This is a genomic window from Janthinobacterium sp. AD80, assembly GCF_002878455.1.
Lineage (GTDB): Bacteria > Pseudomonadota > Gammaproteobacteria > Burkholderiales > Burkholderiaceae_D > Janthinobacterium.
In genome coordinates this window covers 1-20,434 of the sequence record NZ_NRDQ01000058.1, presented here as the reverse complement: position 1 = coordinate 20,434, position 20,434 = coordinate 1, and the positions used below count along the sequence as shown (strand labels likewise).

Genomic DNA, 20,434 nt, shown 5'->3' with positions numbered 1-20,434 from the left:
GCGCAGGCGGGGCAGGCAGGCGCCGGGCGCGCCAGCCTGGCGACGATGCCGCGGCTGATCAGTTGCACTCTTGGCGCGAACAGCATGACGGCGCAAAAGGCCACGGGCCAGGCGGCAAAGAAGGCATGGCGCCAGCGGGGCAGGAAATCGGCTTGCAGGCCGATATTGAGCCAGGTGACCCAGGCGCTCATCAGCAAGGTCATTATCAGCGACATCAGGAAAGCAAAGACGAGGCGCAAGCGCAGGGCATCGGACATGGGGCACTTTCAGTTATGTGATAAAGATGGCAGCGTAACGACTTGCAGCAATCTATACTAGAGCCATATTTTTAATTTCAAATTCCATAAACGAAATCATGTTAGATGACCTGGCCCTCTTTGTCTCCATCGTCGAGGCCGGTAGCCTGCACGCTGCTGCCGTCAAGGAAGACTTGCCGGCAGCGACCGTCACGCGCCGCCTGCAAAAGCTGGAAAGCCAGCTGGGCTACCGCCTGCTGAACCGCAGCGCGCGCCGTCTGCAGCCAACGGCGGAAGGCTGGCAATACTATGAGCAGTGCCGCGGCCTGGTGCATGCCTTGCGGCAAGCCACGCGGCAGCTCGACGCCAGCCTGTCCGCCATTTCCGGCAGCATCCGCGTGCTGGCGCCCGTGAATTTTGCCAGCGGCCTGCTGACGCCCGCCTGGGTCAGCTTCATGCAGCAGTATCCGGACATCCGCCTGGAGCTGGAACTGTCGAACCTGCTGCAAGACCTGGTGGGCAGCGGCGCCGACCTGGCCATCCGCGTGGGGGCGCTCGACGATTCCTCGCTGATGCAGCGCCGCCTGGGCAGCGCCTCGCTGGTGATGGTGGCCGCGCCCGCCTACCTGGCGCGCGCTGGCGTGCCGCGCGACTTGCAGGAACTGGAGCGGCACGAGCTGATCGTGGCCGAGCCGCTGCGCAGCTGGCGCTTGCGCCGGCCCGGCGATGGCGCCGAGATGGTGATCCAGCCGCAGGCGCGCCTGCGCGTCAACGAGATGCGCCTGGCCGTGGAGATGGCGGACGCCGGCATCGGCATCTTGCTGTGTCCGCTGCTGCAATGCCGCGACGAAGTGGCCAGTGGCAGCCTGGTGCGTGTGCTGCCCGACTGGATGCCGCAGCCGCGCCATGTGTATGCCGTGTGGACGCAGCGGCGCTACCTGCCGGCCCGCGTGCGCGTGCTGCTCGAGCACCTGGCTGCGTTTGCCGCCAGTAATCCTTTGCTGAACGAGGAGCTGAACAAGGATTAGCTGGCCAGCTGCGTTGCCAGCCAGTCCGTCATCGCGCGCAACGCGGCGGCAAATCCGCTGGCCGGCACGGCACCGGGCCGGGCCTGGGCAAGAAAATAGGCGATCTGCGCCTGCATGGCTGGATGGCTGCGCAGCAACTGCGCCGCATGCTCGTCCAGGCTGGCGGGCCAGCCGCTGTCGCCGTCCTGGCGCAGCAGATTGCATGAGCGGATCAGCTTGCGCGACGCTTCGCGCTGCAGGCGGACGATGACGGCAGGGTCGCGTTCCGCATCGAGACGCTGCGCATAGCTGGCCAGCACCTGGGCAAAGTCGCCATTCACGGCCAGGGCGATGGCGCGCGAAGGCGCGAACGGCGCAAACTGCGACGCCAGGTCGTCGCCCCACAGGCAGCGGCACTGGTGCTTGAGCCAGTAGCCCCAGCTGTACAGGTTTTCCGGCGCCAGCACCTGGCTGCGGTGGCCGATATCGAAATCGACCTTCCACACCGTGTCGTGGCGCGCCTGCAGGGCCAGACGCACCGCTTCCAGCATGTTGCCCTGCCGTGGCGTGGGCGGCAGGCGCAGCACCAGCGTCAGGTCGAGGTCGGATACGCCAGGCGTGGCATCGCCACGTGCCACGCTGCCATACACATAGATGCCGTCGAGGAAATCGCCGGCCTGCGCGGCCAGGCTGGCGCAGGCGTCCCGCAGCAGGGGAGCGAAAACCGTCTGCAGCGGCGCGCAGGGCGCCGGCGGCAGGAAGGCGGGGGGAATCGTGGACATGCCTGGCGCGGATCGGTTGAAAACCGCCACCATAGCACGCGCGGCGCTGCCGTACGCGGCCATCCTTTCCATAAAGTAATTACCGAGCGCTTGTACTTCGCGCCGGGATCGCGTTAAGATAAGCCGCTCGCTGATCCAGCGGGCAATCTGGTGTTTTTCGCGCAATCCCGTCCCTTTCCATGAGAGATGCAATGAAATATCTGATCGTTCCCTTCCTGCTGGCCATTACCGGCTGCGAGGTACTGTATGACGCGAACCGGGACAAGATCGGCGAGTACTGCAACAGCCTCAATAATTTCGACGACCGCAATGCCTGCCGCAAGCGCAACCAGACCAGCTACCAGCAGTACGTGCAGCAGCGCGACCAGCAGAAACAGGGCGCCGGCGGCAAGTAGGCTTGCAACTGCCGCCGCCCAAGAAAAAACGCCGCTGACAAGTCAGCGGCGTTTTGTTTTACGGGCCCCGGCAATGCGGCCGGGGCGGGCGGAACATCAATCGTCCGCGTAGATATTGTTGTCCTTGGTTTCCTTGACGAACAGGGTGCCGATCACGACAGTTGCCAGGGCGACGACGATCGGATACCACAGGCCGTAATAGATGTCGCCCTTGAAGGCCACCAGCGCGAAGGCCGTGGTGGGCAGCAAGCCGCCGAACCAGCCGTTACCGATGTGGTATGGCAGGGACATCGAAGTGTAGCGTATGCGGGTCGGGAACATTTCCACCAGCATGGCGGCGATCGGGCCATACACCATGGTCACGTACAGCACCAGGATGAACAGCAGCAAGACCACCATCGGCTTGTTGATCTGGTCCGGATTGGCTTTCGCAGGGTAGCCCGCTTCCTTGATGCCGGCGCCGATTTCTTTCTTGAACGCCGCTTCGTGGGCCTTGCTGTCCGCATCGAAGTTCAGGCCGTCGGCCGTCATGACGGCGTTGAACGACGTGAATTCCTTCGTACCGATGCGCACCTTGGCCACGCTGCCTGCCGGTGCATCTTCCTTCGTGTAGTTCACCGAGCTGTTCGACAGGAAGCCGGTGGCGATGTCGCACGAGGATGGGAACTTCTTGGTGCCCGTCAGGTTGAACTGGAAGTGGCAGGAGGCGGGATCGGCCACCACCACCACTGGCGAGTTCTTCAGTGCTGCTTCCAGCTGCGGGTTGGCGAAGTGCGTCAGGCCGTTGAAGATCGGGAAGTAGGTGGCCGCGGCGATCAGGCAGCCGCCGAGGATGATGTACTTGCGGCCGATGCGGTCGGACAGGCTGCCGAAGAACAGGAAGAACGGCGTGGCCAGCAGCAGGGCGATGGCGACCAGCACGTTGGCCGTTGCCAGGTCCACTTTCAGGGTCTGGATCATGAAGAACAGGGCGTAGAACTGGCCCGTGTACCAGACGACGGCCTGGCCGGCGGTCAGGCCGACCAGCGCCAGGATGACGATCTTCAGGTTTTTCCACTTGCCGAACGCTTCCGTCAGCGGCGCTTTCGAGGTCTTGCCTTCGGCTTTCATCTTGGCAAACGCCGGCGATTCATTCATGGCCATGCGGATCCACACGGAAATACCCAGCAGCACCACGGACAGCAGGAACGGCACGCGCCAGCCCCACGCTTCAAATGCCTGCTCGCCCGTCGCCAGGCGCGTGCCCAGGATGACCATCAGCGAAAGGAAGAAGCCAAGGGTTGCCGTCGTTTGTATCCACGCCGTGAACGCGCCGCGCTTGCCTTCAGGCGCGTGCTCGGCCACATAGGTGGCTGCGCCGCCGTATTCGCCGCCCAGCGCCAGGCCTTGCAGGATGCGCAGGATGACGAGGATGATAGGCGCGGCGATGCCGATGGAGGCGTGGCCCGGCAGCAAGCCGACGATGAAGGTGGAACCGCCCATGATGATGATGGTCACCAGGAAGGTGTATTTGCGGCCGATCATGTCGCCCAGGCGGCCGAAGACCAGCGCACCGAACGGACGCACGATGAAGCCGGCGGCAAAGGCCAGCAGCGCGAAAATGAAGGTGGTGGTGGGGTCGCCGATGAAGAATTGCTTGGCGATGATGGAAGCCAGCGAACCGTACAGGTAAAAATCGTACCATTCAAAGACGGTGCCTAGCGATGACGCAAAGATGACCTTGCGTTCTTCCGGCGTAATCGGAGTTCCCTTGGTGGAAATCTTCCGTACGTCGGCCGAGCCGGATGGTGTTGCCATGGTTTGTCTCCCTATGTTTTATAGTGAACTGTTGCCGTGGTCTTTTAGACCATTCTTGCACCAGCTGGAGGCGAGTGTGTTCTCCGAACCTTACGTCATGCTTGCTTGAAACTTACACCAAGCTTACAGTGCGCATCATTTTGTGCCCGCCGAAAGCGTGCGCAACTTTGCGAACGACCGTACTTAAATGTGCTATTCTGGATGCAGTGCCTGCACTGGCAGTGCTTGCGCCACCTAACAATTCCCACAAGGAGACACAGCATGAATGAAGCCGTCATCGTATCGACCGCCCGCACGGGCCTGGCCAAGTCCTGGAAAGGCGCGTTCAACATGACGCATGGCGCCACCTTGGGCGGCCATGTGCTGGCCGCCGCCGTCGAGCGCGCGCGCATCGAGGCGGAGGAGGTGGAAGACGTGCTGGTCGGCTGCGCCTTTCCCGAAGGCGCGACGGGCGGCAATATCGCGCGCCAGGTAGCCTTGCGCGGCGGCTGTCCCGTCACCACGGCGGGCATGACCGTCAACCGTTTTTGCTCATCGGGCCTGCAGGCCATCGCGCTGGCGGCGCAGCGCATCATCGCCGGCGAAGGCGATATCTATGCGGCCGGCGGCGTGGAATCGATTTCCTGCGTGCAAAACGAAATGAACACGCATATGTACCGCGAAGTCTGGCTGCAGCAGCACAAGCCGGAACTGTACTGGCCCATGTTGCAGACGGCCGAAACCGTGGCCAAGCGCTACCATATTTCGCGCGAGCGCCAGGATGCGTATGGCGCGCAAAGCCAGCAGCGCGCCGCCGCGGCGCTGGCCGCCGGCCTGTTCGACGCGGAAATCGTGCCGATGACCACCGTCATGGGCGTGGCTGACAAGGCCAGCGGCATGCTGCTGTCGCGCGAAGTGACGATCGCCGCCGACGAAGGCATCCGTGCCGATACGACTTACGATGGCGTGGCGAAGATCCGCCCGGCCATTCCTGGCGGTGTCATCAGCGCGGGCAATGCCAGCCAGTTTTCCGATGGCGCGTCGATGGCCATCGTCATGAATGCGAAAGTGGCCGAAGCGAAAGGGCTGCAACCGCTGGGCGTCTTCCGCGGCTTTGCCGTGGCCGGCTGCGAACCCGATGAAATGGGCATCGGCCCCGTGTTTGCCATCCCGAAACTGCTGAAAAAGGCGGGCTTGACGGTGGCCGACATCGGCCTGTGGGAACTCAATGAAGCGTTTGCCGTGCAAGTGCTGTACTGCGCCGACACCCTGGGCATTCCCATGGACCGGCTGAACGTCAACGGCGGCGCCATCGCCGTCGGCCACCCGTACGGTGTCTCGGGCGCGCGCCTGACGGGCCACGCCCTGATCGAAGGCAAGCGCCGTGGCGTCAAGTACGTGGTGGTGACCATGTGCATCGGCGGCGGCCAGGGCGCGGCGGGCTTGTTCGAAGTGCTGTGACGGCGGACTGACAGCCAGTGTGCGGGCGGCCTTGGGTCGCCCGTTTTCGTTCGGCGACCACTTTTTGCAAGGCGCGCCGATAGCGGGTACAGTCATGCTTCATTGATAAACAACCTCTGCCACCATGATCAAGCACATCGTTTTCTGGAAACTCAAAGACCACGCCGAAGGCGCCGACCGCGCCACCAATGCCTTGAAACTGAAAGCCCTGCTCGATTCCTGCGCCGGCCTGGTGCCAGGCATACTGAAATTCGAAGCGGCCGTGGCCCAGCCTGGCCTGGAAGCGAGCTACGACATCGTGCTGTACAGCGAGTTCGCCAGCCGCGAAGCGCTCGATGCCTACCAGAACCATCCCGAGCACGTGAAAATCAAGCCGTTTTTTGGCGCCGTGCGGGAAGCACGGCAATGTATGGACTACGAAGTGTAGTGACACCGAACCAAACCTACTGCGCGTCGGTATAGGCGGCCTGCGATGCTCACCGTACTAGAGTACGGTTGCGCGTCTCGACCACCTCTCCCTTCCGCTCGCTACGGTTTTGTTCGGTGTCGTGAATATCAATAGTAGTCATCAACTTTATTGACAGGAGCATTCATGACCACCTACCAACGCATCGTCCTCGCCTCGCGCCCCGCCTCTAATGAGGAAGTGCAGCCGGCACATTTTCGTCTGGAAACTCAAGAGATTCCCGCCATCACGGATGGGCAGTTGCTGGTGCGTAACCAGTACTTGTCGCTCGACCCGTACATGCGCGGGCGCATGAGTGCGAATAAAAGCTATGCGGCGCCGCAGGCGCTCGATGAAACCATGATCGGCGGCACGGTGGGCGTGGTGCTTGAATCGAAGCATCCGAAGTTCGCCGTGGGCGACACGGTTGTTGGGACCTTGGGCTGGACGGAAGTGGCCGTGTCCGACGGCACGATGCTGCGCAAGGTCGATACGACGCATATCCCGGCATCCGCCTACCTGGGCGCCGTGGGCATGCCGGGCATGACGGCCTGGTATGGCTTGAACCAGATCATGGCGCCGAAAGCGGGCGAAACGGTGGTGGTGTCGGCCGCCAGCGGCGCCGTCGGCAGCGTGGTGGGACAGCTGGCCAAACTCAAGGGTTGCCGGGTGGTCGGCATCGCCGGCGGCGCGGAGAAATGCGCGTATGTCGTCAAGGAACTGGGGTTTGATGCCTGCATCGACTACAAGGCGGGCAATCTGGTGGCCGACCTGGAAGCGGCCACGCCGGACGGCATCGACGCCATCTTTGAAAACGTGGGCGGCGCCATCTTCGACGCGGCCCTCGCGTGCACCAACGCCTTTGGCCGCATCGCCCTGTGCGGCTGGATCGCCGGCTACAACGGCGAACCGACGCCGATCGACAACGCCCGCTTCATCCTCACCAACCGCCTGACGGTGCGCGGCTTCATCGTTTCCGAGCAGCCGGAATTCTGGCCGCAAGGCCTGGCTGAACTGGGTTCGCTGGTGGCGACGGGCAAGCTGGCCTTCCGCGAATCCGTGGCCGAGGGCCTGGCCAGCGCGCCGGACGCCTTCATCGGTTTGCTGAAAGGTCGCAACTTCGGCAAGCAGCTGGTGAAACTGGCCTGATCCTCCTGTGAAAAGCCAGGCCGTGCGACAATTGCGGCCTGTCTCTTTCTACCGTACACCATGACCAAGCACACCATCCGCCTCGGCGACTGGGCCACCCTGGGCCCTGACGCCACCGCCATCCGTTTCGAAGTCTTCGTCGATGAACAGAAAGTGCCGGCCGAGATCGAACTCGACGACATGGACGCCATCTGCCTGCATGCCGTCGCCTATGATGAAGCCGGCACGGCCCTCGGCACGGGCCGCTTGCTGCCCGATGGCCATATCGGCCGCATGGCCGTGCGCCAGCCGGGCCGCGGCACGGGCGTGGGCGGCGCCATTTTGACTTTGCTGATGGAGAAGGCCCGCGAACGCGGCGATGCAGCGGTGGTGCTGAATGCGCAAACCGTCGCCGCGCCATTCTATGCGCGCCATGGTTTCGTGCAGCAGGGGGAAGTATTCGAAGAGGCGGGGATTGCGCATGTGGAGATGCGGCTGGAGTTTTAGGGTGTTGTCGGATTACGGCCTGCGGCCTAATCCGACCTACGACGTCAACGGTAGGTCGGGTTAGCGCGCAGCGCGTAACCCGACACTAACAGCACAATCAGTTTTGCGCGTGCGACTGGCGCCACTTGTCCAGGATCACGGCCAGCACGATCACGACACCCTTGGCCACATACTGCCAGAACGACGACAGTCCCAGAATCGTCAGGCCATTGTTCATCACGCCGATGATCAGGGCGCCGATGACGGTGCCCCAGACGGAACCCACGCCGCCCATCAGGCTGGTGCCGCCCAGCACGACGGCCGCGATGGCGTCCAGTTCATAGCCCGTACCCCAGTTGCCGTTCGCCGCATACAGACGGCTGGCCGACATGGCGCCGCCCAGGCCCGCGAACAGGCCGCTGATGGTGTAGACAAACATCAGCACGAGGCCCACTTTGATGCCCGTCAAACGGGCCGCCTGGATATTGCCGCCGACGGCGTAGATATGCAGGCCCAGGGTCGTCTTGCGCAGGATGAACCACGTCAGCACGACGACGGCCGCTGCCAGCCAGATCAGCCATGGCACGGCCAGGAAGCTGCCGTTGCCCATCCACTCAAAGCTTGGGATTTCCGTGTTCAGCACGCTGGTGCCGTCGGCCAGCAGATAGGCGGCGCCGCGCAGGGCCGTCATGGTGCCCAACGTGACGACAAACGGGTTCAGGCCGACGAGCGCCACCAGCACGCCGTTCAGTGCGCCCAGCAGCAAGCCGACGATGAGGAAGGTCGGGATCGAAAAGCCGGCGAACTGCGCCGACAGCGACATCAGCATGCCTGCCACGGCCGAGACGGCCAGCACGGAGCCGACGGACAAGTCGATGCCGCTGGTCAAAATGACGAAAGTCATGCCGGAGGCCAGCACGATATTGATCGACACCTGGCGGAAGATATTCATGGTGTTATTGCTGGTCATGAACGTCGACGTGCCGTCGGCCGAGAAATACACGGTCAGGCCGTACATGGCCAGGTACAGCACCACCAGCACGGGCAGCATGCCCAGGCGGCGCATCAGGTTCGAGGCATTGAAGGGTTCGCCGGCGCGCGCGGCGCCGCTGGTGGTACTCGTTGTCATGTTAAATCTCCTGAATGATTATTTTTATGCCGCTTCTTGCAGGGTGGCATAGGCAAGGATGTTTTCCTGCGTGATTTCCTCGCCCGTGACTTCGCCGGTGAGCCTGCCTTCGCACATCACCATCACCCGGTCGCAAATGCCGACCAGTTCGGCCAGTTCGCTGGAAATGCACAGCACGGCCGTGCCCGCGTCCGCCAGCTGGTGGATGATCTTGTAAATTTCGCTCTTCGCGCCCACGTCCACGCCACGCGTCGGTTCGTCGAGGATGAGCACCTTCGGTGCGATGGCCAGCCAGCGCGCCAGCAAGACTTTTTGCTGGTTGCCGCCGGACAGTCCGCCGACGATGCCGTCCGGCCCCGAGACCTTGACGTTGAGGTTGGCGATCGCCTCGCGCGTGAGCTGCGTCAGGGCACCACGGTTGACCACGCCCGCCGTCGCATGCTTGGACAGGATATTCATCGACATGTTTTCCATGGCCGACAATTGCATGAACAGGCCCAGGCTCTTGCGGTCTTCCGGCAGGTAGCCGATGCCGTGGCGAATCGCCGCCAGCGGCCGGTGGATATGCACTTCGGTGCCGTCGAGCCATACTTGCCCCGATTGCTTTTTGTCGGCGCCAAAGATCAGGCGCGCCAGTTCCGTGCGGCCCGCGCCGACGAGGCCGGCCAAGCCCGTGACTTCACCCGCATGCAGGGCGAACGAGGCGGGCTTGACCTTGCCGCCGCCCACGTTTTCCACGCGCAGGCGCTCGGCGCCGCGCGAGGTGCGGCGCTGGTGCGAATAAAAGTCGTCGGCGGGGCGGCCCACCATCATTTGCACGACTTTCTTTTGATCCAGTTCATCCTTGCCCAGCTCGCCCACATAGGCGCCATCGCGCAGCACCGTGATGCGGCGCGCCAGGCGTTCCACTTCGGCCATGCGGTGGCTGATGTAGAGCACGGCCAGGCCCTTGTCGCGCTGTTCTTCGATGATGCGGAACAATTGTTCGGTTTCCCGGTCGGACAGGGCGGCAGTGGGCTCGTCCATGATCAGGATGCGGCTTTCGTGCACCAGGGCGCGGGCGATTTCCACCTGCTGCTGCTCGGCGATCGACAGGGTCGAGACCATGGTGTCCGCGTCGAAGCGGGAACCGAGGTCGGCCAGGATGGCGTTCGTGCGCGCGCGCATTTCGCCGCCCTTGACGGTCCAGAACGGTCCCTGTGGCTCGCTGCCCATGAAGACGTTCTGCGCCACCGTCATGTTCTTGGCCACGCTCAATTCCTGGTAGATCAGGTTGATGCCCAGCGCGCGCGCTTCGCCCGGGTTGCGGATCTTGATCGGCTTGCCGTCGAGGATGATTTCGCCCGCGTCCGGCGTGTAGACGCCGGATAAAATCTTCATCAGGGTGCTCTTGCCGGCGCCGTTCTCTCCCATCACGGCATGGATTTCGCCGCTGCGCACCGTCAGGTGCACGCCGCGCAGCGCGCGCGTGGCGCCAAAGCGCTTCTCGATGCCGCGCATTTCAAAAATAATATCGTCGCTCATGACTGTCCTTCCTTGCTTTTGAAACTGTTGCCCGCCCTTCGCTTCGGAACCGGGCGGGCAACACGTGGTTCAGGTCAGGCAGATCAGTTCTTTACCCAGCCCGTGTAGGTAGCGACGTTTTCCTTGGTGATGGCCGGCGTCGGCAACAGCACCATGGTCTGCTTGGGCGTGCGGCCGTTCATGATGTCGTAGCCCATCTGTACGGCATCGGTGGCCATGCGGTACGGATTTTGCGCCGAGGTGGCGGCAAACAGGCCTGCCTTGTTTTTCAGGGCGTTCTGGCCATCGGGTGCGCCATCGACAGCCGTGATCAGTTTCACGTCCGTGCGTTTCGACTGCTTGATGGCCAGTTCCGCGCCGATGCCCGTCGGGTCATTGATGGCGAACACGCCGTCGATCTTCGGGTGCGCCGTCAGCAGGTTCGACATCACGGTCATGCCGCCGTCGCGGCTGCCGCCGGCGTTCTGGTTGTCCGACAGGATCTTGATATCCTTGAACGCGGCCAGGGTTTTCTTGCAGCCATTCACGCGGTCGATCACGGACGTGACGGGCGGGCCGTTGAGGATCACGACATTGCCCTTGCCGCCGATCTGCTTGGCCAGGTAGGCGCACGAGACGTCGCCGGCCATGGTGTTGTCGGACATCACGGTGGCCGAGGCACCCACGGCGCCCACGTCGACGGCGATCACCACCACGCCCGCATTGCGCGCTTTCTTGATGGCCGGTGCAATGCCCTTCGAGTCGACGGCGTTCAGGATGATGATGTCGGTCTTGTTGGCGATAAAGTTTTCGATCTGGTCCACTTGCGTGTTCAGGTCATACTTGCTGGACACGGTGGTGACTTTCACGCCAGGGCCGCCGAGCTTTTTCGCGCTTTCTTCCGCGCCGCGGCCAATGGCCACGAAGAAGGGGTTGGCCAGGTCGCCGACGCTCACGCCGATCGATTTCAGCGGTTTGTCGGCGGCGAAGGCGCCGCAGGCGGCGGACAACAGCAGGGAGGCGGTAATGACTTTTTTCATGAGGATCTCCAAGGTTTCTTATTGTGAAAAACGAACGGTGCTACGGGTAAAAAACGATCAATTCCTTAACTTTTCAATCATGGCGTCCAGCTTGCCCGCATCGACGGCAAAGCCGCGGATGCCTTCGGCCAGTTTCTCGGTGGCCATCGCATCGTCGTTCAGCGCGTAGCGGAAGGCCGCTTCGTCATACGTGATGGCTGGCTGCTGCGCGCCCAGGTCGCCGCCCAGCGCGCGCTCGAACGGCGCATCCGATGCTTCCAGCTTGGCCAGCAAGTCCGGGCTGATGGTCAGCAAGTCGCAGCCGGACAGGGCCGTGATCTGCCCCACGTTGCGGAAGCTGGCGCCCATCACCTGGGTGGCGATGCCATGCTGTTTGTAGTAATTGAAGATGCGCGTGACCGATTGCACGCCTGGATCGTTGGACAGGCTGCGCGCCGCTTCGTCCCATGCCAGACCCATGGATTTCTTGTGCCAGTCGTAGATGCGGCCCACAAAAGGCGAGATCAGGCGCACTTTCGCGTCCGCGCAGGCGACGGCCTGGCAAAACGCGAACAGCAGGGTCAGGTTGCAAAAGATGCCGTCTTGCTCCAGTTCGCGCGCCGCCTGGATGCCTTCCCAGGTGGCGGCGACCTTGATCAGCACGCGCTCGCGGGAGATGCCGGCTTGCTCGTACAGGGCGATCAAACGGCGTCCGCGGGCCACGGTGGCGTCGCGGTCAAAGCTCAGGCGGGCATCGACTTCCGTCGACACGCGGCCCGGCACGACTTTGAGGATTTCCAGGCCGAAGCGCACCAGCACCTGGTCGACGATATCGTCCAGCGACGCATGCTTGTGCGCGGCGACCGTGCTTTCCAGCAAGGGCGCGTAGTCAGGCTGCAGCACGGCCTTCAAGATCAGCGAGGGATTGGTGGTGGCATCCTGTGGCGCGAAACGCGCCAGTTGCAAGAAGTCGCCCGTGTCGGCGACGACGGTACTGTATTGCTTCAATTGTTGCAGCTGGTTCATTACTACTTATCCTTCGCTCAGTTGGTGCAAGGCCTGCACGGCAGGAAACAAGCTACGGTATCGGCCGTAGCGGATGCTCAAGGCTGCGCTTTGCGCGGCATCGGGTAAAAAAGTGTTTTTGATCGGCAAACCGGTGGCCAGCAGCCGGCGCTCGCCGATGGCGGCAAAGCCCAGCTGGGCCGCGCCCAGGCTGGCCGACAGTTCGCTGTTGTGCAGGGTGCGCATTTCGCGGCCCAGCACATTGGCCAGCAATTGCGCCCAGTACTGGCTGCGCGCGCCGCCGCCCACCAGCATGCAATGCGGCACCAGGGCACCGGTCGAGGTGACGGCCGCCATGGCGTCGCGCAGGGCAAAGGCCACGCCTTCGAGCACGGCGTAGCCGAGCTGTGCCGGCGTGCTGTCATGGCCCAGCTGCAGGAAGGCGCCGCGCACTTGCGGGTCGTTATGCGGCGTGCGCTCGCCCGACAGGTAGGGCAGGAACAGCGGCGCCGCTGGCGCGACGGTGCTGTCGAGGGGCAGGGCGTTTTCCACCAGGGCCAGCAGGGCAGCCTCGTCGGGCAAGCCCAGCACGCCGGTGGCCCAGCGCACGCAGCTGGCGCCGGAGAGGATGGCGCCCATCGCATACCAGCGGCCGGGCAGGGCGTGGCAAAAGCTGTGCACGCCGCCGGCCGGGTTGCCCAACGGCGCTTCGGTCACGGAAACGATGGCGGCGCTGGTGCCCAGCGAGATGAAACTGTCGCCGGCGTTGACGGCGCCGATGCCCACGGCCGAGACGGGATTGTCGCCGCCGCCGGCGGCCACCACCACGTCCGATGGCAAGCCCAGCTTGTCGGCCATGGCCGCCAGCAAGGTCCCGGTGGCGGCGTCGCCTTCGGCCAGGGCCGGCATCTGTTCCGGCGCCAGGCCGCAGGCGGCCAGCATGGGCCTGAACCAGGCGCGACGGGCCTCGTCCAGCCACAGGGTGCCGGCCGCGTCGGACATGTCGGTGAGCTTGTTGCCTGTCAATTGCAGGCGCAGATAATCTTTCGGCGACAGCACGCAGGCGATGGCGGCAAAGTTGTCCGGCTCATGCTTTTGCAGCCACAGCAGTTTTGGCGCCGTCAGCCCCGCCATAGGCAGGCTGCCCGTCACCTCGGCATAGGCGGGATAATCGCGTGCCAGACTGGCCGCCTCGGCATCGGCGCGCGCGTCGTTCCACAGGATGGCGGGACGGATCACCTTGTCGTTGCCATCGAGCAGCACGGCGCCGTGCATCTGGCCGGACAGGCCGATGCAGGCGATCTGTGCATATTCCTGCGGCCAGCCGGCGCGCAATTGCGCCAGCGCCTGGACGCAGGCGGCCCACCAGTCCTGCGGTGACTGTTCGGACCAGCCCGGTTGCGGGCGGCTGACGTCGATGCGCACGGACGCCTGGCCGCGCACCGCGCCATGGTCGTCCATCAGCACGGTTTTCAGTTCGGAAGTGCCCAGGTCGATACCCAGGGAAATGGCTGGATGCATGGTTTTCAAGCTAAAAGGTCAGGGGCAACCGCAGGAATTGCGCACGCGCAGGGCAGGCGACAAGCGCTGCACATGCTGGGCGCGGCCCGGGTTGGCGATACGCTCGATCAACAGGTCGACGGCCATGGCGCCCAGCTCTTCGAGCGGCTGCGCCATCACCGTCAAGCGGGGGCTGAAATAATCGGCCCAGTCAAAATCATCGAAGCCTGCCAGCGACACGTCTTGCGGTACCGCAATGTGCGCGTCGCGCAAGGCGTGCATGGTGCCGATGGTCATCAGGTTATTGCCGGCGACGATGGCCGTGGGACGCTGTCCTGCGGGCAGGGCCAGCAATTCGCGCGTGGCCGCGCCGCTGCGCTCCAGGTTCGAGTCGCCCGAGCGCAGCAGTGCGGGGTCAAAGACGATATCGGCACGCTGCAATGCCAGGCGGTAGCCTGCGATGCGCTCGTCCGTGGTGGACAGGCCCGGCGCACCGCTGATGAAGCCGATGCGGCGGTGGCCGTGGACGGTGATCAGATGGCTGACCAGCTCTGCCGTCGCCTGCGTGTTTTCCACGCCCACCTGGTCGAACGGTTGCGGCGACATGCGGTCGACCAGCACGGAAGCGATCTTGTTGCTGTTCAGATAGTCGAGCGCGCGGTTCTGCGCATCGCCGGACGGCGCCAGCACGATGCCGTCGACGCGGCGCTGGTGCAAGTTCTGCACCACCTTGAGTTCCTGCTCGGGATCGTCATGCGTATCGGAAAACAGCATCATCAGGCCATGGCGCGTGCAGGCCGCCTCGATGGCGCGCACGGTTTCGCTGAAATAATGGTTGGTGAAGGCGGAAATGGCCACGCCGATCGTGCCCGACGATGAGCCGGCCAGGGCGCGCGCCAGCATATTGGGCACATAGCCAATCTGCTGCATGGCCGCGTTGACGGCGGCGACGGTTTTCGGGCTGACCTTGCGGGTGCCGTTGAGTACGTGCGAGACGGTCGACAGCGATACGTCGGCCGCCCGCGCTACATCTTCCATGGTGGCCATGGTGTCTCCTGATGGTTTTATTATTATTGTGTGCTGCAATTGGATGTGGCTGTGTCGCCGCGTTGGAATCCATCGTAAACAAAAGAAAGCGCTTGCGCAAGCGCTTTCTTTTTCGTGCGCGCGGATGGATACAGGTTTTTTGATGCAGATTGGGATGCGAGCGTAGGTCGGATTAGCGCGCCGCAGGGGCGCGTAATCCGACATCGGGGACGGTGGTGATGCCGGTTGAGTGTGGTGGCGTTGTCGCTGAGACCGCTGGTGTCGTCGGCTTACGCGCTTGCGCGCCAACCCGACCTACCCGGCCTACCCGACCTACTGTATCACCAGCTCATGCAATTCCCCTGGCGAATCGGGGAACAGTTTCACCACGGTGGACGTGCGCGTGCCGTAGCCTGGCGTTTCGATGCAGACGGCGGACAGCACGCGCTCGAGGTCGAGCGGCACGCCCGTGTCCGGCAAGCGGAAATCGGGCGCGCGCGTGGTGTCGGCCAGCATGTCGAAATAGGCGTCGTCGGGGGCGCCCTGGCACAGCAGGCTGGCGAACTGGGCCTTGGTTTTCAGGACCTTCGGCCACGGCGCGTCGAGCAGGGCGTTCGACAGGCCGTAGATGCCCGGCGCCAAAGGCTGGCCATTGCGCGCATCGCCGTCGCCGCGGTTGGAAAACCAGATCAGGGTCTCGGCGTCGCCCAGCACCAGATTGAAACCGTTGTAGGCGCCACTGCCGGGGCGGATTTGCGCGATGTAGTCCTGTGGCGACATCGTGCCTGCCAGGTAGTCCGCCACCAGGGCGCCGCGCGAGGGAGCGTCCGGATTGCGGTCTTGCGGGCTGCGGATATTCGTGATGGCGGCAAAGCGCGAGCTGCCGCTGCCGGACTGGGTAATGCCCATCCAGCTGCCGCCCGCCTGCAAGTCGCGGCCCGCGTACACTTGCGGGTGCTCGGGCCAGGCGCCGGCCGGGGCGCTGGCGCGTTCATAGAATTCGTCGCGGTTGGCGGCGGCAATCAGCGGCAGGTGCGGATTGACTTTCCAGGCAAAAACGATCAGGCACATGGAGGCAAATCCATGAACACTTCCGTATGGCGCGCGCCTGCCGTCAGCGACAGCAAGCCCGCCTCATCTGCCGCGCTGGCCAGCAGTTCGGCAAAGCCTTCACCCACGACAGGGTAGATTTCCATCCACGTCTGCAAGCCATCCTTCGCTTCCGGACGGCGCTTGAGCTGCGGCGCCACGCCGGACGTAGCGGCCAGTTTCGCCTGCATGGCGCGCACCCTGGCTTCCAGCGCCTGGGCGTGCTCTTCTTTTACCTGATAGTAAACGTACAGATCTTTCATGGCATTCTCACAAATCGAGTGCGTCGAGCACATAGGGCATGGGCAGGAAGTGCACGGCAGCACCCTGGGCCGAGCCGTAGCGCACGGCGCCGGCCGCGCTTGAACCTTCTGCTATCGCCCCCAGCTTCATTTCAACGAGGGCGTCGATGCCGCCCGTGCCGTTTGGCGCGGCGTTGACGAGCATGCCGCAAGGCTGGTCCGGATCGCTGACGGCGTACAGTTCGTCGCCGGCCACGGCAGCCGCATCATCGATGCTGACGAGGGTGGTGCGGCGCTTGAGCTTGCCCAGATACTGGCTGCGCGCGACGATTTCCTGGCCCGGATAGCAGCCTTTCTTGAAATTGACGCCGCCCAGCAGTTCAAAATTGACCATCTGCGGCACGAATTGCTCTTGCGTGGCGGCCGTAATCTGCGGAATGCCCGCATGGATCTCCGACAGGCGCCAGCCATCATCGCCGCCTTTTGCCAGCTGTTTAGTCAGCTGCGGCCATGCATCGCGCGCCGTGGCGGCCGAGGTCAGCCATTGATAGCGCGGCGAAGCAAACGCATCAGCCACACGCAGCAGGGTGCCCGAGGCATGCTCGACCTTGCTGAACGGCGTGGCCGGCAGCACGGGGAACCAGGCGGACAGGGCCGCGCTGGCCTGCTTGCCGCCCAGGCCCAGCACGACCTGGTTGGCTTCATCAAGGGAAGCATCGTGCAGCTTGGCCTTGGCGCGCAGCACGAACATCTGCAAGCGCTTCTGGATGGCCGGCTGTATGCTGCGCGGCAATTGCAGATAAATGGTGGTGGCACTGCGCCACATCAGGAAACTGGCCAGCAAACGGCCTTTCGGCGTGCAGTAGCCGGCCAGGCGAACTTGCTCCTGCGTCAGGTGCTCGACATCGTTGGTCAGCTGGCCGTGCAGGAAACTGGCCGCATCGTCGCCGTTCAGGCCGATCAAGCCCTGGTCCGTGATGGCCGCGACAAAGCCTGCTTGCAGCTGGGGCACTGTCAGGGACTGGCCAAAATCGGCGATGGGGGCAATGGCGGCGGGGACGGTACTGTCAGGCGCGCCTTCGGGAGGGACGGGACGGGCGCCTTGCGCAGCTAAAAATTGATTCCAGTTATTCATAATTTCCATTAGATCAGCGATTAAGCATTATCATTACGGGTTCATTATAGTGATGTCGCGCGGATCGCGTCGGCAGCGGCAAGAAACACAGCATTCGTGCAGGTTTGCGCAGACTTTCTTCACAAATGAACGATCATAACTAGCAAGCGTGGAGCAGCAAGGCGCGCATAACAAGAATCGGAACAATGGCTTTCTTTAAAAAACTTGTAGTCAGTTCAGTCATCGCCGCCATCGGCGTCGGTGGTACTTTTGTGTACTGGGCGCAGCAGCCCATCACGACGGAAGGTGTAGCGATTCCGTTCACGATCACCCCGGGCAGCGGCGCGCATGCGGCCGGCCAGCAGATCGCGGATGCGGGCGTGCCCATCGTGCCCATCCTGTTCAACATGCTGGCGCGCATCGAAGGCAAGACCTCGAAGATCAAGGCCGGCTCCTACGAACTGAAACCGGGCACGACGCCGCAGCGCCTCATCACGCAACTGGCGCGCGGCGAGTTCGCGCAGGAATCGCTGACCATCATCGAAGGTTGGACCTTCAAGCAGATGCGCCTGGCGATGGCCAACCATCCGGCCCTCAAGCACGACACCGTGGGCCTGTCCGACCAGCAACTGATGGCAAAGATCAGCCCTGAGTATCCGCAGCCGGAAGGCCTGTTCTTCCCGGATACGTATTTGTTCGCCAAGGGCGCCAGCGAGATGCAGATTTTCAAGCAGGCGCACACGGCCATGATTGGCCGCCTGTCCGAAGCGTGGGACAAGCGTGATCCGGCCTTGCCGTATAAAAACCCGTACCAGGCGCTGATCATGGCCTCCATCGTGGAAAAGGAAACGGGACAAAAGTCCGAGCGCGCCATGATCGCCGGCGTTTTCGTCAACCGCCTGAAAACGGGCATGCTGCTGCAGACTGACCCGACCGTGATCTACGGCATGGGCGACAGCTACCAGGGCAAGATCCGCAAACGCGACCTGGAAGCGGACACGCCGTACAATACCTATACGCGCGGCGGCTTGCCGCCCACGCCGATCGCCTTGCCCGGCGCACAGTCGCTGACGGCGGCGCTGGCGCCGGCCCGCACGCAAGCGCTGTATTTTGTGGCGCGCGGCGACGGCACCAGCCAGTTCTCGGCCAACTTGCCCGACCATAACCGCGCCGTGAACCAGTATCAGCGTTAATCCATCATCAGAGAACAAGAAGTTTCATGACACAAGCATATCAACCGCGCTTCATCACCTTCGAAGGCATCGATGGCGCGGGCAAGTCCACGCATATCGGCTTCGTGGCCGACTACCTGCAACAACGTGGCGTGCGCCTCGTCTCGTCGCGCGAACCGGGCGGCACCAGCCTGGGCGAAAAACTGCGCGAATTGCTGCTGCACGAAAAAATGCACCTGGAAACGGAAGCCTTGCTGATGTTCGCCAGCCGCCGCGAACACATCGCGCAAGTCATCGCCCCTGCGCTCGAACGCGGCGAGTGGGTCATTTCCGACCGCTTCAGTGATGCCAGCTTCGCCTACCAGGGCGGCGGGCGTGGCATGGACTTGCGCAAGATGGAAGCGCTGGAAGCCTGGGTGCACCCGCACTTGCAGCCGGACCTGACGTTCCTGTTCGACGTGCCTTTGGCAGTGGCCCGTGCCCGCCTGGATGCCACGCGCGCGCTGGACAAGTTCGAGCAGGAGCAAGCCGATTTCTTTGCCGCCACGCGCAACGAGTATTTGCGCCGCGCGGCCCAGTTCCCCGAACGTTTCCGCATCATCGATTCCACGCAAAGCATCGCCGATATTCAAGTACAGCTGGCAAAACTGCTGGATGTTTTGCTCGAACAAAGCCCTGCAATACACTGATTTAAAAGAATAAAATGACCAGTTCCCTCTACCCATGGCAACAGGACGCTTGGCGGCAATTGCAGGCCCTGCGCCCGCGCATGCCGCACGCCATTTTGTTCCATGGCGCGCAAGGCATCGGCAAGGCCGACTTCATCGAGCACTTTGCGCAAGCGCTGCTGTGCGAAGACGTGCGCGCCGACGGCCATGCCTGCGCCAGCTGCGTTTCCTGCGGCTGGTTTAGCCAGGGCAACCATCCCGACTACCGTCGAGTACGTCCTGAAGCGCTGGAAGACGAAGTGGCCGACGAGGGCGACGAGGGCGAAGGCGCGAAGAAAAGCGCCAAGAGCAAGACGCCGTCGAAAGACATCAAGATCGAGCAGATCCGCAACCTGGCCGACTTCATGAACATTTCCACGCACCGGCAAGGCTTGCGCGTGGTGGTGCTGTACCCGGCCGAGGCGCTCAACACGCCCGCGTCGAACGCCTTGCTGAAAACGCTGGAAGAACCGCCGCCGGGGACCTTGTTCCTGCTGGCCTCGAACAGCCTGGACCGTTTGCTGCCGACGATTTTGTCGCGCTGCCGGAAATTTTCCTTGCCCATGCCGAGCCACGAGCAGGCGCTGGCCTGGCTCAAGCAACAAGGCTTGAATGATGCCGATAGTTGGCTGCGCGAGCAGGGCGGCGCGCCGCTGGCCGCGCTGGCACAGTCCGAATCCGGTGGCCGCGAGGAAACGGAACAATTGCTGCAGGTGCTGGCCAACCCTGGCGTGGAAGCGGCGCTGAAGGCGGCGGACAAGCTGCAAAAGGCGCCGCTGGCGCCGCTGGTGGCGTCGCTGCAGCGCTGGCTGTACGACGTGTTCTCCGTCAAGCTGTCCGGCACCATCCGCTACTACCCGCGCCACCGGCGCGAACTGGAAGCGCTGGCGGGCCGCATCAACGTCAGCCGGCTGATGGCCGCCATCAAGGCGGCGAATGAACGCCGGGCCATTGCCGAGCATCCCTTGTCGCCCAAGCTGTTCCTGGAAGACATGCTGCTCGATTATGCATCCAGCTGCCAGTGATTGTGAATCAAATCAATTGCTTGCGTTGATTAGTTAATCTGATGCGTGAGCAATGGAGCGGCGCTGGGGCTGGGCGGTTTGCCACGCCGGAAGCATGGTGTTAAAGTAAAGTTACTTTTTTTTGCAAACAGCGTGGACCTTGTCCCTCAGCGGAGGCTTCACATGAAACGAGTCACTGGCATCGGCG

At 63.2% G+C, this 20,434-nt stretch carries 21 protein-coding genes; 9 read left to right on the top strand and 12 right to left on the bottom strand.

Annotated features, from left to right (window positions below):
• Positions 1-257, bottom strand: a 257-nt coding sequence (locus JaAD80_RS12645) for a DUF2798 domain-containing protein (RefSeq protein ID WP_102294475.1), incomplete at its 3' end; no start/stop codon positions are given.
• Positions 258-355: 98 nt separating this feature from the next.
• On the opposite strand from JaAD80_RS12645, the gene JaAD80_RS12640 reads away from it, so the two are divergent.
• Positions 356-1,264: a LysR family transcriptional regulator gene (locus JaAD80_RS12640; protein ID WP_102294474.1), complete on the top strand. Its 909-nt coding sequence runs from the start codon at positions 356-358 to the stop codon at positions 1,262-1,264.
• Here the strand turns inward: JaAD80_RS12640 and JaAD80_RS12635 are convergent.
• Entirely contained in the window at positions 1,261-2,025 is a 765-nt protein-coding gene (locus tag JaAD80_RS12635) for a nucleotidyltransferase domain-containing protein (protein ID WP_102294476.1), read from the bottom strand. The genes JaAD80_RS12640 and JaAD80_RS12635 overlap by 4 nt on opposite strands.
• Before the next feature lie 191 nt (positions 2,026-2,216).
• On the opposite strand from JaAD80_RS12635, the gene JaAD80_RS12630 reads away from it, so the two are divergent.
• On the top strand, positions 2,217-2,420 hold the full coding sequence (locus tag JaAD80_RS12630) for a hypothetical protein (RefSeq protein ID WP_102294473.1): 204 nt from the start codon (positions 2,217-2,219) through the stop codon (positions 2,418-2,420).
• Positions 2,421-2,516: 96 nt separating this feature from the next.
• Here JaAD80_RS12630 and JaAD80_RS12625 read toward each other — a convergent pair whose 3' ends face one another.
• Positions 2,517-4,217: an MFS transporter gene (locus JaAD80_RS12625; RefSeq protein ID WP_102294472.1), complete on the bottom strand. Its 1,701-nt coding sequence runs from the start codon at positions 4,215-4,217 to the stop codon at positions 2,517-2,519.
• A 261-nt stretch (positions 4,218-4,478) separates the two neighbouring features.
• Between JaAD80_RS12625 and JaAD80_RS12620 the strand changes: the two genes are divergently transcribed.
• From JaAD80_RS12620 to JaAD80_RS12605, 4 genes are all read left to right on the top strand, one after another.
• Positions 4,479-5,657 carry an acetyl-CoA C-acyltransferase gene (locus JaAD80_RS12620; protein WP_102294471.1) on the top strand — a complete coding sequence of 393 codons (1,179 nt, stop codon included), beginning with the start codon at positions 4,479-4,481 and terminating at the stop codon, positions 5,655-5,657.
• A gap of 124 nt (positions 5,658-5,781) precedes the next feature.
• Positions 5,782-6,084 (top strand): Dabb family protein, encoded by a 303-nt coding sequence (locus tag JaAD80_RS12615; RefSeq protein WP_102294470.1) that lies wholly within the window; start codon positions 5,782-5,784, stop codon positions 6,082-6,084.
• 165 nt (positions 6,085-6,249) lie between these two features.
• Complete coding sequence (locus JaAD80_RS12610; protein WP_102294469.1) at positions 6,250-7,251, top strand: NADP-dependent oxidoreductase; 1,002 nt, start codon at positions 6,250-6,252, stop codon at positions 7,249-7,251.
• Between the two features lie 60 nt (positions 7,252-7,311).
• Complete coding sequence (locus JaAD80_RS12605) at positions 7,312-7,737, top strand: GNAT family N-acetyltransferase (RefSeq protein WP_102294468.1); 426 nt, start codon at positions 7,312-7,314, stop codon at positions 7,735-7,737.
• A gap of 97 nt (positions 7,738-7,834) precedes the next feature.
• Here the strand turns inward: JaAD80_RS12605 and JaAD80_RS12600 are convergent, their stop codons facing one another.
• The 9 genes from JaAD80_RS12600 to JaAD80_RS12560 form a co-directional block, all read right to left on the bottom strand.
• Complete coding sequence (locus tag JaAD80_RS12600; protein WP_071323543.1) at positions 7,835-8,845, bottom strand: ribose ABC transporter permease; 1,011 nt, start codon at positions 8,843-8,845, stop codon at positions 7,835-7,837.
• Positions 8,846-8,869: 24 nt separating this feature from the next.
• Entirely contained in the window at positions 8,870-10,369 is a 1,500-nt protein-coding gene (locus JaAD80_RS12595) for a sugar ABC transporter ATP-binding protein (RefSeq protein WP_102294467.1), read from the bottom strand.
• Between the two features lie 83 nt (positions 10,370-10,452).
• The gene (locus tag JaAD80_RS12590) at positions 10,453-11,388 is read right to left on the bottom strand and encodes an ABC transporter substrate-binding protein (RefSeq protein ID WP_077404737.1); all 936 of its coding nucleotides are present in this window, start codon (positions 11,386-11,388) and stop codon (positions 10,453-10,455) included.
• A 57-nt stretch (positions 11,389-11,445) separates the two neighbouring features.
• Positions 11,446-12,393, bottom strand: a complete 948-nt coding sequence (gene tal, locus JaAD80_RS12585) for a transaldolase (RefSeq protein ID WP_102294466.1) — start codon at positions 12,391-12,393, stop codon at positions 11,446-11,448.
• A 6-nt stretch (positions 12,394-12,399) separates the two neighbouring features.
• Complete coding sequence (xylB, locus tag JaAD80_RS12580) at positions 12,400-13,881, bottom strand: xylulokinase (protein WP_219726819.1); 1,482 nt, start codon at positions 13,879-13,881, stop codon at positions 12,400-12,402.
• Between the two features lie 30 nt (positions 13,882-13,911).
• Complete coding sequence (locus tag JaAD80_RS12575; RefSeq protein WP_102294464.1) at positions 13,912-14,919, bottom strand: LacI family DNA-binding transcriptional regulator; 1,008 nt, start codon at positions 14,917-14,919, stop codon at positions 13,912-13,914.
• A 312-nt stretch (positions 14,920-15,231) separates the two neighbouring features.
• Positions 15,232-15,969 carry an NRDE family protein gene (locus JaAD80_RS12570; RefSeq protein WP_102294463.1) on the bottom strand — a complete coding sequence of 246 codons (738 nt, stop codon included), beginning with the start codon at positions 15,967-15,969 and terminating at the stop codon, positions 15,232-15,234.
• On the bottom strand, positions 15,960-16,250 hold the full coding sequence (locus tag JaAD80_RS12565) for a DUF4936 family protein (protein ID WP_102294462.1): 291 nt from the start codon (positions 16,248-16,250) through the stop codon (positions 15,960-15,962). Before JaAD80_RS12565 ends, JaAD80_RS12570 begins: the two co-directional genes overlap by 10 nt.
• A gap of 7 nt (positions 16,251-16,257) precedes the next feature.
• Positions 16,258-17,373: a folate-binding protein YgfZ gene (locus JaAD80_RS12560; protein WP_102294461.1), complete on the bottom strand. Its 1,116-nt coding sequence runs from the start codon at positions 17,371-17,373 to the stop codon at positions 16,258-16,260.
• Between the two features lie 176 nt (positions 17,374-17,549).
• On the opposite strand from JaAD80_RS12560, the gene mltG reads away from it, so the two are divergent.
• The 3 genes from mltG to JaAD80_RS12545 are packed head-to-tail and all read left to right on the top strand — an operon-like array spanning position 17,550 to position 20,247.
• Positions 17,550-18,536: an endolytic transglycosylase MltG gene (gene mltG / locus JaAD80_RS12555; protein ID WP_102294460.1), complete on the top strand. Its 987-nt coding sequence runs from the start codon at positions 17,550-17,552 to the stop codon at positions 18,534-18,536.
• Positions 18,537-18,562: 26 nt separating this feature from the next.
• Positions 18,563-19,204: a dTMP kinase gene (tmk, locus tag JaAD80_RS12550; RefSeq protein ID WP_102294459.1), complete on the top strand. Its 642-nt coding sequence runs from the start codon at positions 18,563-18,565 to the stop codon at positions 19,202-19,204.
• Between the two features lie 14 nt (positions 19,205-19,218).
• Positions 19,219-20,247, top strand: coding sequence for a DNA polymerase III subunit delta' (locus tag JaAD80_RS12545; RefSeq protein WP_102294458.1), 1,029 nt, complete (start codon positions 19,219-19,221; stop codon positions 20,245-20,247).
• Positions 20,248-20,434: the final 187 nt, after the last annotated feature.